We start from the raw sequence: 11,188 nt of genomic DNA, 5'->3' as shown, positions 1-11,188 counted from the left end.
GCAGACCAAGTGACCACCACAACGTCGGCCCCCTTACTCGCCGCCGAGGGGATAACCGTGCGCTTCGGCGGCCTGACCGCACTCGACGACGTCGGGCTGGCGGTGGCGCCGGGCACCGTCGTCGGGCTGATCGGGCCCAACGGCGCCGGCAAGACGACGCTGTTCAACGTCGTCTCCGGGATCGTGCGCCCGCAGCGCGGCGCCGTCTCCTGGAAGGGCCGCAGGCTGCAGCGGCACCGGCCCCACCACCTCGCCGACCTGGGCATCGCCCGCACCCTGCAGGGCCTCAACCTCTTCCCCGGCCTCTCGGCGCTGGACAACGTGATGGTGGGCGCCGACCGGCTGGCCCGCGGCGGCGCCTTGGCCATGCTCACCGGACTGGGCCGCTACCACTCCGACGAGCGCCGGCTGCGCGAGCGCGCGATGGCCGCGCTGGAGGAGTTCGGCGCCGCCGACGCCGCCCGCGCGATGCCGGGCACGCTGCCATTCGGCGTGCAGAAGCGCGTGGCGCTGGCCCGCGCGGTGGTCGCCGAACCCGAGCTGCTGCTGCTGGACGAGCCCGCCAGCGGCCTCTCCGGCGAGGACATCGCCGCCCTGGGGGAGGCCATCCGCTCGTTCGGCGCGCGCATGGGCGTGCTGCTCGTCGAGCACCACATGGACCTGGTGATGGACGTCTGCGACCACATCGTGGTGCTCAACTTCGGCGAGGTCATCGCCACGGGCACCCCGGCCGAGATCCAGGCCGATCCCGTGGTCGCCCAGGCCTACCTGGGCGCCGCCGAGGAGGAGGGCGAGCATGGCTGAGCGGCCGATCCTCGAGGTCGAGGGCCTCACCGCCCGCTACGGCGCCGTCACCGCGCTGAACGGGGTGAGCATGAGCGTGGCGCGCGGCGGCATCTGCGCGGTGCTGGGCGCCAACGGGGCCGGCAAGACGACGCTGCTGCGCACACTCAGCGGCCTCAAGCGCGCCGACGCCGGCCGCATCCTGCTGGACGGCGCGGACATCACCCGGATTCCCGCGGAGCGCCATGTGCACCACGGCCTGGCGCACGTGCCCGAGGGCGGCGGCGTGATCGTCGAGCTGAGTGTGGAGGAGAACCTGCGGCTGGGCGGGCTGTGGCGCTCGGGCAGGCGCGATCGCGCACGGCGCATGGCCGAGGTGCTGGAGCTGTTTCCGCCGCTGCGCGAGCGGGTGTCCCGGCCGGCGGCCACGCTCTCGGGCGGCGAGCGCCAGATGCTCGCGCTGGGCCGCGCGCTGATGGCCCGACCGCGGGTGCTGCTGCTGGACGAGCCCTCGCTGGGCCTGGCGCCGCTGGTCACCCGCCAGATCATGCACCTGCTGCTGGAGCTGCGCGCCGCCCAGGACCTGACGGTGGTGCTGGTGGAGCAGAACGCCCGCAGCGCGCTGTCGATCACCGACCACGGCTTCGTGCTCAACCAGGGCGAGGTCGTCATGGAGGACTCCTCCCGGCGGCTGCTGGCCGACGACCGCATGCGCCACGCCTATCTGGGCTTCTGAGAGGGGACCGTCGTGGACCAATTCCTGAACCTGACCCTGAACGGCCTCTCCTCGGGCGCCGTCTACGCGGCCCTGGCGCTGTCGCTGGTGATCATCTACCAGGCCACGCGCGTGGTGAACTTCGCCCAGCCGGCCCTGGCCCTGATCTCGGTCTACATCGCCTACGCGGTCTCGCAGGCCACCGGCAGCTACTGGCTGGGCTTCGGCGCCGCGCTGCTGACCGGGCTGGTGCTGGGCGCGGCCACCGAGCGGCTGCTGATCCGGCCGGTGCACGGGCGCTCGCCGCTCAGCGCGATCATCGTCACCCTGGGCCTGCTGCTGGTCCTGCAGGGGCTCGCCGGGATGGTCTGGAGCAACGAGCCGCACTCCTTCTCCTACCCGCTGGGCTTCCGCGGCCGGTTCTCGGCCTCGGACTGGTTCGCCCTGGCCTCGGTGGGCGCCGTCGCGCTGCTGCTGTTCGGGCTCTACCGGCTGACCCCGCTGGGGCTGCGGATGCGCGCGGCCGCGTTCCGCCCCGAAGCCGCGCGGCTGAGCGGCGTGCGCGTGGGGCTGATGCTCACCACCGGCTGGGCCATCGCCTCGGTGATCGGCGCGCTGGCGGGGATGCTGGCCGCGCCGCCGTTCATCTTCCCCAACGTGCTGGACGCGGTGTTCATCTACGCGATCGCCGCCGCGGTCGTCGGCGGCCTGGAGAACCCCTTCGGCGCCCTGGTCGGCGGCGTGCTCATCGGCCTGTGCCTGTCCTATGTCTCCGGCTACGCAGGACCGGAGCTGACCACCCTGGCGGCGCTGGCCATCCTCGTCCTGGTGCTGAGCGTCCGGCCCGACGGCCTGTTCTCCCGCCCGACCGCGCGAAAGGTGTAGTGATGGTCTCGCTGCGCAACCACGAGTCCACGGGCCAGGGCGAACAGCCCCGACGCGCCTCCGCGCCCTCGGCGGCCGACCGCTGGCGAGCGCTGCCGGCCCTGGTGCGGTTCCCGCTGGCGGCCGCGGCCGCCTTCGCCGCCGTCCTCGCGCTGACCTTCGTCACCGGCCCCACCGGCGACCTGCGCATCGGCAGCGTCGGCTACTACATGCTGGCCATCGCCGGACTGCAGCTGCTCATCGGATACAGCGGGCAGATCTCGCTGGGCCACGGCGCCTTCATGTTCCTCGGCGCCTACACCATGGCGCTGCTCGTGCTGCACCAGCCGGCGCTGCCGCTGTGGCTGAACATGCTGATCACGGTGGTCCTCAGCTGCGCGGCCGGGGTGCTGGTGGGTGCGGCCACGGCGCGCCTGCACGGCCCCTACCTGGCCGGAGCGACCCTGGCGCTGGCCGTGGGCCTGCCCTCGGTCACCGTGCGCTTCCCCGAACTGCTCGGCGGCAGCAACGGGCTCGCCTTCTCCACCCGCGGAGCACCCCCCGCTCTGGCGGGTGTCATCACCAACACCCAGTGGCAGGCCGCCGCGGTGTGGCTGACGACCCTGATCGGCCTGGTGGTCCTGGCCACGATCAGCGCGGGTCGGCTGGGCCGGCGGATGCGCGCGCTGCGCGACGACGAGTCGGCCGCCGGGCTCGCCGGAGTACCGGTGGGCCGCACCAAGGTGATCGCCTTCGTGATCAGCGCGGGCGCCGGCGGTCTGGCGGGCGCCTGCCAGGCCTACCTGCTGGGCACGGCCACACCCAGCTCGTTCACCGTGACGCTTTCGCTGAGCCTGCTGGCGGCCCTGGTACTGGGCGGGCTGGGCAGCATGTGGGGCGCCTTCTTCGGCGCCGTCGCCCTGGTCTACGTGGAGGTCTGGGGCGAGGACCTGGCCCACGCCCTGTCGCTGGACTCCAACGTCGCCAACAACCTGCCGATCGTGTTCTTCGGCGTGCTGCTGATCCTGGTCATCCTCGTCTGGCCGCAGGGCCTGCACGGGATGCTGCGCAGCCTCGCCGGACTGGTCCGCCGCGGGCGCTGACCACCCCACCCCGCACCCCGCCCGCACCCCCCCGTCCCCGATATACCGCCCGGGAGAAGCACATGAGATCACGTATCGCCCCCGCCGCCGCCCTTATGGCGGCGGTCCTGCTCGCCACCTCCTGCGGAGGCGCAGGCGAGGTCCAAGACGACGCGGCCGCCGACCTGGACGTCTCGACCGGTGTCACCGAGAACAGCATCAAGATCGGCTCCCACCAGCCGCTGACCGGTCCGGCCGCGCCCGGCTACAGCCAGATCTCCATCGGCGCCGGCGCCGTGTTCGACTACATCAACGCCAACGGCGGCATCCACGGCCGCGATATCGACTACGTCGTCAAGGACGACGCCTACGACCCGGCGCGCACCATCGAGGTCACCCGCGAGCTGGTGCACAGCGACGAGATCTTCGCGATGCTGGGCGGCCTGGGCACGCCGACCCACTCCAAGGTCGTCGACTTCCTCAACGAGGAGGGCGTGCCCGACCTGTTCGTCTCCTCGGGCGCGCTGATGTGGAACCAGCCCGACAAGTACCCCCTGACCTTCGGCTACCAGGTGGACTACACCAAGGAGGCCAAGATCCAGGGGAGCTACATCGCCGAGAACATGCCCGACGCCAAGGTGGGCTACCTGCACCAGAACGACGACGTGGGCACCGACTCCGAGATCGGCCTGGAGCAGTACGTGGCCGAGCAGCGGGTGGCCGTGGAGTCCTACGATCCCGGCAACACCGACCTGGGCCCGCAGATCTCGGCGCTGAAGGAGGCCGGCGCCGACGTCGTGGTCTGCTCCTGCATCCCAGCCTTCAGCGCCCTGGCGATCCTGGAGTCGGCGAGCATCGGCTACGAGCCGCAGTTCGTGGTGAGCACCATCGGCGCCGACACGGCGACCCTCAAGGGGCTGCTGTCGGAGTTCGCCGCCGAGGCCGGCAACGAGGACCTGCCCGTGGAGCAACTGCTCGACGGCATGATCTACACCGGCTACCTCCCCTCGATCACCCAGCAGGACGACCCCTGGATCCAGCTGTACTCCCAGATCTATGAGGAGCACGCCGACAGCGACCGCCCGATCACCAACACCACGGTCTACGGCATGGTGCAGGCCACCATGATGGGCCAGGCGCTGATGTCGGCGGGGCCCGACCTGACCCGGCAGAGCCTGATCGACGCGGTGCACGAGCAGGACTGGGCGGGGCCGGGCCTGGTGCCCTTCTCCTCGACGGAGAACGACCACGGCGGCTTCGCCGGCGCGATGGTGCTGCGGTTCCGGGCCGGCAAGGAGCCCGAGGTCCTGCAGGAGGCCATGGTCACCGACAACCGGGGCGGTGAGATCACCACGGCCGAGGTCGAGCGGCCCGCTCCCGAAGAGGTCTCCTTCTTCGGCGAGTGACCGCCCGCGGCGGGCCCGCACAGCCGTGCGGCGCCCGGTCTGCCGCGCAGACCGGGCGCCGCACGCGTGCGCGGCACCGGCACCCGCCGCGGCTGCGGACGCATTTACGCCCCGCTTCCCGTTTGCCGCGCATTTAACCGCGACGGACGAATTCCTTGGCGAATTCCCAGCCGGCAGGGACTAAAGTCCCGCCGGGCAGGTGCGGCCCGCGGCCGCGATGCGCGATACGCATCGCCCGCGCGCGGCGGCGTGAACATCACCACGCTCCCCGGATGCACCCGCCACCTGCGGTTTCACGGACGGCATCGCGGGCGCTGCGCCCGCGGACGCGCCGACGCGCCCCGACCCGCGGCGGCGGTCGGCGTAAGGTACAGTCGTTGACACAGGCAAGGAGTGCGGGCAATACTCGCATTCCAGCGGGAAGTTCAACGGCCAAAAATCGGTCGCACCTCGATTCTCACACTGCGAAGTCATTCGGTCACCGAACCGGGCGCCTTGTGCTGTGCGCGGACTTCGCGACAGCGGGGGCGACGCGAGTCGGAGCTCGTAATAACGGCACAGGAGGGCGTGCGATGCTCAATAGGGACCACTCTCCCTCACCTGAAGGTTTCGCAGAGGTCGTGCGGTCGCTGTTCGCCGAGCCCGACCTGCGTGCGACCCTCCAGCGGATCGTGGACCTCGCCGTGACGACCGTGCCCGGCTGCGACTACGCCGGTGTGAGCCTGCTGGAGTCGCGCAGCAGCCTGCAGACGCCCGTGTGCACCCACGACATCGTGCGGCGCAGCGACGAACTGCAGCTGCGGCTGGGCGAAGGCCCCTCCCTCGACTCGATGTGGAAGGGCACCTACGTGTACCTGCCCGACCTCACCGCCTCCACCCGCTGGCCGAAGTACGCCGCTGAGGCCGCCAAGCTGCCCATAGGCAGCCTGCTGAGCTTCCGGCTGTTCACCGCCCGCGAGACCCTGGGCGTCCTCATCCTCTACGCCGCGCGCCCGCAGGCCTTCAAGGAGCAGGCCCACGAGGTCGGGGTGATCTACTCCGCCCAGGCCGCCTCGGCACTGGCCGCCAACCGGCACATCGCCAACCTGAACCGGGCCCTGGACACCCGCGAGACCATCGGCCAGGCGCAGGGGATCCTGATGGAGCGCCACCACATGACGGCCGAGCAGGCCTGGGAGCGGTTGCGCGAGGCGTCGCAGAACCTCAACGTCAAGCTCGCCGAGCTCGCCGAGAAGATCACGCTGACCGGCGAGGACCCCACCGCCGCCCCCGACTGAGCCGGCCCCGGCCCCTCCTCAGCCGACGTAGCGCCGGGCGGGCGAGTCGCGCTGCGGCTCCTCCAGCAGCCGCAGCCCCGCCTCCACCCGGCGCGGCACGGGCCGCCGCTGGGCCAGCACCCACGGCAGACCCGCCAGCGCCTCCCCCACCGCCAGCGCACTCGTGCGGTCGGCGGGCACCGACGCCAGGACCGCGCGGGTGCGCCGCAGCGCCGCGCCCGCGGGCCGGCGCAGCCACGCCGTCCACAGCGTGTTGCGGATGCCCAGGCGGCGCCGGCCGGTGCTGTCGCGGCCGCGCGAGGGGGCGTGGTGCACGCACATCCGCTCGACCCAGCACAGCCACCACCCGGCCGCGGCCAGATCCAGCGAGAGCAGTTCCTCCTCTCCGCCCAGCCACAGCCGCTCGTGGAACCCCCCGACCGCGGTGAAGGCCGACACGCGCAGCACCGACGCCCCGGCGAGGATGCTCAGCAGGGCGGGGCCCGGAAGGCCCGGGGGCGCCGGTACCGGCGAGTCGCGCAGTTCGGGGGTGATGGGATCCTCACGCAGCGAGGGCTCCACCAGGATCCGCGCGGTCAGCGAGGCCACGTCGGGGTGGGTGTCGAGCAGATCGGCCGCCAGGGACAGCGACCCCGGCTCCCACCAGGTGTCGTCGTCGCAGAAGGCCACGTAGGGGGTGTCGAGGGCGTCCACGCCGAGGTTGCGCCCGACCGCGCCCAGGTTCGCCGGGGCGCGCAGCAGCGCGACCCCGGGAAACGATGCGGCGACCGCATCGGCGCTGCCGTCCTCGGAGCCGTTGTCGACCACCACGATCGGGGGCCGCTCGGGCAGGTCCGCGAGCCGCTGCAGCGTGTTCAGCAGCTCCCGGCGGCGGTTGCGGGTGATCACGACCACACCGGTGCGCGGGTCCGGCCCGCCCGGGGGGCTCACCGCCGCTCCAGCAGCCGCAGGTCGCGCTCGACGCGCGGCGGCAGCCTCCGCCGCCGCAGCAGGGCACCGGGCAGGCGCCGGGCCAGGTCGGCCAGCGCGCCGGGGGCCTCGGGCTCACTCCGGCAGGCGCCCGCCAGGCGCGCCGTCTCGCCCAGCGCACGCCCGGCGGGGCGCCGCAGCCAGCAGACCAGGGCCCTGTTGCGCAGCTCCAGCCGGCGCCGCCAGGCGCTGGGCGGACGGTTGAGCGAAGGGTGGTGGTGGGCCTTCACCTGAGGCAGGTAGCAGGCCTCCCAGCCCAGTGCGGCCAGGTCCTGGGCCAGCAGCGCCTCCTCGTGGGTGAAGAACAGGAAGTCGCTGAACCCGCCGGCGGCCAGAAACGCCTCGCGCCGCACGATCGCGGCGCAGGCGAGGAAGCCCAGCACCCGGGGACCGGGCAGGCCCGGCGGCGCGGGGCCCAGTCCGGCGGCCAGCTGCTCGTTGATCGGGTCGGGGCGCTCGCTGTCGCCCACGACGGTGGACGCGGCCACCAGGCCCAGGCGCGGATGGGCGTCGAACGCCGCGGCGGCGCGCTCCAGGGAGCCCGGCGCCCACCAGGAGTCGTCGTCGCAGAAGGCGATGTAGGCGGCGGGGTTGGCCTCGACCCCGGCGTTGCGGGCCGCGCAGCCGCGGTTGCGCGGCAGCTCCACCACATCGACGCCGGGGAAGTCCGACCGGACGAGGTCGGCGGTGCCGTCGCCGGAGGCGTTGTCGACCACGGTGACGGGCGCCCGGGGGTAGGTCCGCCCGAGCCGGCGCAGCGTCCGGGCGAGCTCCTCACGGCGGTCGCGCGTGGCCACCACGATCCCCACGCGATCGCCCGCCCCGGCGCCGTCACCCGCCTCCGCCTCCTCCTCGCACACGTCGGCCGCCTCGCGATGCGCAGCGTCTCCGTCGGGGGAGGCAGCGCGGGAGCGGTCGGCCGTAAAATTCGGATAAACCTCGCAAGGCGCAGGACCTCTGTTGCGGGACGCGGTGGCGGACGGGCGGGAAAACGCTTGCATAAGATTTCCAATAGTGAGATTGCTACCAACTTCGAGGCGCCTACCCTGCATGTTCGCAATCTCACGCGTTAATTCACTGCAAAACCGGGCGGAATCGGACCGGCACGGGCTGGCTTAATCGCGCATATCTCGATATGGTCAACGTGTTGTGCAGGAGGTCCGACAGCGCGGCCTTGACGCCATCACGTGCGTCCCGGCCCCCGCTGCGGTGAACCACCGCACACCAACGGGGGAAGCCACATCGTCAGCGGAGCACAACACGCTGGTCGATCCGGGGGGCAGGTGGTCGGCGGTCCACTCCGACGCACTGAGGAACGTTGACGATGAGCACATCGAGCACGCTCCGCGAACGAGAGACCGCAGTACCGCGTCCGCGCAGTTCCGGTGGGAACAACAGCAAAACCGACGAAGCCTACTACGCACGCACCCGCGAGCTGTTCGCGCAGCTCAAGAGTGAGGAGACCGGGCCGGCCGAGCGCGACGAGATCTATCGGAAACTGGTGGATCTGCATGCGCCGGTCGTCCGCCGCATCGCCCGCCGCTACCGGAACCGCGGCGAGCCCGAGGAGGACCTGCGCCAGGTTGTGACCGTCGGTCTGGTGCAGGCGATCCGCGACTTCAATCCCGACTACGGCAAGGAGTTCATCTCCTACGCCCTGCCCATGATGACCGGTGAGGTCAAGCGCCACTTCCGGGACCGCACATGGGCGATCCGCGTGCCGCGCAAGTACCAGGAGAAGCGTCCCGAGCTCAACCGGGTGACCTCGTCGTTCGCCCAGGAGCACGGCCGCTCTCCCACGGTCGCCGAGATCGCCGAACGGCTGGAGATGAGCGTCGACGACACGCTCGAGCTCATCGACGCCTCTTCGGCCTACAGCGCCCTGTCCCTCGACGTGCCCTACGGGGCCGAGGAGGAGGACAAGACGCTGGGCGACACGCTCGGCGAGGAGGACCACGACCTGGAGAACGTCGCCGACCGGGCGTCGTTGCGCCCGGCCCTGGCCACCCTCTCCCCGCGTGACCGGCGGATCGTGCTGCTGCGCTTCGCGGGCAACAAGACGCAGGCGGAGATCGCCCAGATCGTGGGGCTGTCGCAGATGCACGTCTCGCGCACGCTCTCGGCGTCGCTGGCCAAGCTCCGCAAACAGCTGGTGCCCGACGTCTAGCAGCAGGTTCGACGGGTCTGTGTGACAGTACGCGGTACCCGCCGGGCGCGCTCGGGAGAGTCCCAGCGCCGCATCGGTTCTGCATAGGAGGCCCCGGGGGCGCGTGCGCCCCCGGGGCCTCCTGCTGTCTGCTGCGCAGGCGTTTCCGGTGCGGCCGGCCGCCCGCGCCGGGCGCCTCAGGCGCGGCCGGCGGTCGGCTCTGCCTCGCGGCCCTCGGGCGGGTGGCCGGCCGGGGCGCCGGCGAACCACTCCACGGTCAGCCGCAGCCCTTCCTCCATGGGCACCAGGGGCCGCCAGCCCAGGGCGCGCGCCGCCAGGCCGGTGTCGGGGCGGCGGAACCTGGGGTCGTCGACGGGCCGGCCGACGGGCACGATGGGCGAGTCCGAACCGCAGACGCTCCGCACCAGTTCGGCGAGCGCCCGCATGGACAGCTCATGCGGGCTGCCGATGTTGACCGGCCCGGTGATGTCGGCCCCGGCCAGTGCGAGCAGTCCTCGCACGGTGTCGTCGACGTAGCAGACCGAGCGGGTCTGCATGCCGTCGCCGGAGACGGTGATCGGCTCGCCCGCCATGGCCTGGCGGATGAACGTGGGGATCGCCCGGCCGTCGTCGGGGCGCATGCGGGGCCCGTAGCTGTTGAAGATGCGCGCGATGCCGACGTCGGCGCCGTGGGTGCGGTGGTAGGCCATGGTCAGCGCCTCCGCGTAGCGCTTGGCCTCGTCGTAGACGCTGCGCGGGCCGACCGGGTTGACGTTGCCCCAGTAGCTCTCGTGCTGGGGGTGGTGCAGCGGGTCGCCGTAGACCTCGCTGGTGGAGGCGAGCACCATGCGGGCGCCGTGCTCGGCGGCCAGGTCCAGCGCGTTGCGGGTGCCGAGGCTGCCGGCTTCCAGCGTCTCCACCGGCAGCCGCAGGTAGTCGCGCGGCGACGCGGCCGAGGCGAGGTGGAAGACGGCGTCGACGCGGCCGGCGACGCGCATCGGCCGGGTGACGTCGGCCTCGATCGAGCTGAATCCGGCGTGGCGGGCGAGGCGGCGCAGGTTCTCGGCGGATCCGGTGGCGAGGTTGTCGACGCAGACCACCTCGGCTCCGGCGTCCAGCAGGCGCTCGCACAGGTGCGATCCGACGAACCCGGCCCCGCCGGTGACGACGGCGCGGCGGATGTGTGCCTGACTCATGTTCCCCCCTTGATCGCGGCGCCCCTCGGCGACCGCGGCCCCGTTCAGGGCCACGACGTCTCCTCCGAGGGGCAGACGACGAGTTCGCGCACCTCGCACCCGGGGGGCTGTGCCAGGGCGAAGACGACGGCCCGGGCGACGTGCTCGGGCGGGTTGAGGCGGGCGTCGGGACCGGGCCGGTAGGCGTCGGGGCGGTCGTCGAAGAACGCGGTGTCCATGCCCCCGGGTACCAGCAGCGTCACGCCCACCCGCCCGGCGGTCTCGGCGGCGAGGGCGCGGGTGAAGCCCATGACCCCGGCCTTGGAGGCGCAGTAGGCGGTGGCGTCGGGGACCGCGCGCACCCCCAGCGTGGAGGCGCAGTCGACCACGGTGCCGCGCACGGCCTCCAGGTGGGGCAGGGCGGCCCGGACGACCGAGGCGGTGCCGATGAGGTTGACCTGGATGACACGCTCCCAGTCGTCGGCGTCGACCTTGCCCAGCGGGCCGCAGGCGTCGATGCCCGCGGCGTTGACGACCGCGTGCAGCCCGCCGGCGCGCCGGGCCAGGCGCTCGACCGCCTCCTCGGTGGACCTGCGGTCGGCGAGGTCGGCCTGTTCGTAGTCGGCGCCCGACGCCGGCTCGGCGAGGTCGAGGACGAGCGGCCGGCCCCCTTCGGCGGCCACCGCCTGTGCCACGGCGGCTCCGAGGCCGGACGCGCCGCCGGTGATCAGTGTGTTGCCCAGTGGACGCATGGCGTGACTCCTTCGCGTG

Annotated in this window: 11 protein-coding genes; 7 read left to right on the top strand and 4 right to left on the bottom strand. The window is 72.5% G+C overall.

From position 1 onward, the window contains the following. Positions 1-9 precede the first annotated feature (9 nt). The 6 genes from FZ103_RS04770 to FZ103_RS04745 all read left to right on the top strand — a co-directional run bounded on the left by FZ103_RS04770 (position 10) and on the right by FZ103_RS04745 (position 6,127). A complete protein-coding gene (locus FZ103_RS04770; protein WP_343233381.1) occupies positions 10-804 on the top strand; it encodes an ABC transporter ATP-binding protein in 795 nt (264 codons plus the stop codon). After that, entirely contained in the window at positions 797-1,519 is a 723-nt protein-coding gene (locus FZ103_RS04765; protein ID WP_155999139.1) for an ABC transporter ATP-binding protein, read from the top strand. The genes FZ103_RS04770 and FZ103_RS04765 overlap by 8 nt, the downstream gene beginning before the upstream one ends. Before the next feature lie 12 nt (positions 1,520-1,531). Next, positions 1,532-2,383, top strand: a complete 852-nt coding sequence (locus FZ103_RS04760; protein WP_186355824.1) for a branched-chain amino acid ABC transporter permease — start codon at positions 1,532-1,534, stop codon at positions 2,381-2,383. A gap of 2 nt (positions 2,384-2,385) precedes the next feature. Then, positions 2,386-3,465 carry a branched-chain amino acid ABC transporter permease gene (locus FZ103_RS04755; RefSeq protein ID WP_155999137.1) on the top strand — a complete coding sequence of 360 codons (1,080 nt, stop codon included), beginning with the start codon at positions 2,386-2,388 and terminating at the stop codon, positions 3,463-3,465. A 62-nt stretch (positions 3,466-3,527) separates the two neighbouring features. After that, positions 3,528-4,850: an ABC transporter substrate-binding protein gene (locus FZ103_RS04750; RefSeq protein ID WP_155999135.1), complete on the top strand. Its 1,323-nt coding sequence runs from the start codon at positions 3,528-3,530 to the stop codon at positions 4,848-4,850. A 620-nt stretch (positions 4,851-5,470) separates the two neighbouring features. Continuing rightward, positions 5,471-6,127, top strand: a complete 657-nt coding sequence (locus tag FZ103_RS04745; protein ID WP_186355823.1) for a GAF and ANTAR domain-containing protein — start codon at positions 5,471-5,473, stop codon at positions 6,125-6,127. A gap of 18 nt (positions 6,128-6,145) precedes the next feature. Here FZ103_RS04745 and FZ103_RS04740 read toward each other — a convergent pair whose 3' ends face one another. Together FZ103_RS04740 and FZ103_RS04735 are read right to left on the bottom strand one after the other, a co-directional pair. Next, positions 6,146-7,057 carry a glycosyltransferase gene (locus FZ103_RS04740; RefSeq protein WP_186355822.1) on the bottom strand — a complete coding sequence of 304 codons (912 nt, stop codon included), beginning with the start codon at positions 7,055-7,057 and terminating at the stop codon, positions 6,146-6,148. After that, complete coding sequence (locus FZ103_RS04735) at positions 7,054-7,956, bottom strand: glycosyltransferase (RefSeq protein ID WP_343233380.1); 903 nt, start codon at positions 7,954-7,956, stop codon at positions 7,054-7,056. The genes FZ103_RS04740 and FZ103_RS04735 overlap by 4 nt, the downstream gene beginning before the upstream one ends. Positions 7,957-8,420: 464 nt before the next feature. Between FZ103_RS04735 and FZ103_RS04730 the strand changes: the two genes are divergently transcribed. Further along, positions 8,421-9,263 carry a SigB/SigF/SigG family RNA polymerase sigma factor gene (locus FZ103_RS04730; RefSeq protein ID WP_155999129.1) on the top strand — a complete coding sequence of 281 codons (843 nt, stop codon included), beginning with the start codon at positions 8,421-8,423 and terminating at the stop codon, positions 9,261-9,263. A gap of 176 nt (positions 9,264-9,439) precedes the next feature. Here FZ103_RS04730 and FZ103_RS04725 read toward each other — a convergent pair whose 3' ends face one another. Next, the gene (locus tag FZ103_RS04725; protein WP_155999127.1) at positions 9,440-10,438 is read right to left on the bottom strand and encodes a UDP-glucuronic acid decarboxylase family protein; all 999 of its coding nucleotides are present in this window, start codon (positions 10,436-10,438) and stop codon (positions 9,440-9,442) included. A gap of 44 nt (positions 10,439-10,482) precedes the next feature. After that, positions 10,483-11,169, bottom strand: a complete 687-nt coding sequence (locus tag FZ103_RS04720; RefSeq protein WP_155999125.1) for an SDR family oxidoreductase — start codon at positions 11,167-11,169, stop codon at positions 10,483-10,485. Positions 11,170-11,188 lie beyond the last annotated feature (19 nt).

Source organism: Streptomonospora sp. PA3 (assembly GCF_009728995.1).
Classification (GTDB): domain Bacteria; phylum Actinomycetota; class Actinomycetes; order Streptosporangiales; family Streptosporangiaceae; genus Streptomonospora.
This window is presented reverse-complemented; position numbering and strand designations above follow the sequence as displayed.

Bases quoted from the DNA above. Each gene is read 5' to 3' on its own strand.
- FZ103_RS04765 (WP_155999139.1), top strand. From the start codon at position 797: ATGGCTGAGCGGCCGATCCTCGAGGTCGAGGGCCTCACCGCCCGCTAC.
- FZ103_RS04755 (WP_155999137.1), top strand. From the start codon at position 2,386: ATGGTCTCGCTGCGCAACCACGAGTCCACGGGCCAGGGCGAACAGCCC.
- FZ103_RS04750 (WP_155999135.1), top strand. From the start codon at position 3,528: ATGAGATCACGTATCGCCCCCGCCGCCGCCCTTATGGCGGCGGTCCTG.
- FZ103_RS04730 (WP_155999129.1), top strand. From the start codon at position 8,421: ATGAGCACATCGAGCACGCTCCGCGAACGAGAGACCGCAGTACCGCGT.
- FZ103_RS04725 (WP_155999127.1), bottom strand. From the start codon at position 10,438: ATGAGTCAGGCACACATCCGCCGCGCCGTCGTCACCGGCGGGGCCGGG.
- FZ103_RS04720 (WP_155999125.1), bottom strand. From the start codon at position 11,169: ATGCGTCCACTGGGCAACACACTGATCACCGGCGGCGCGTCCGGCCTC.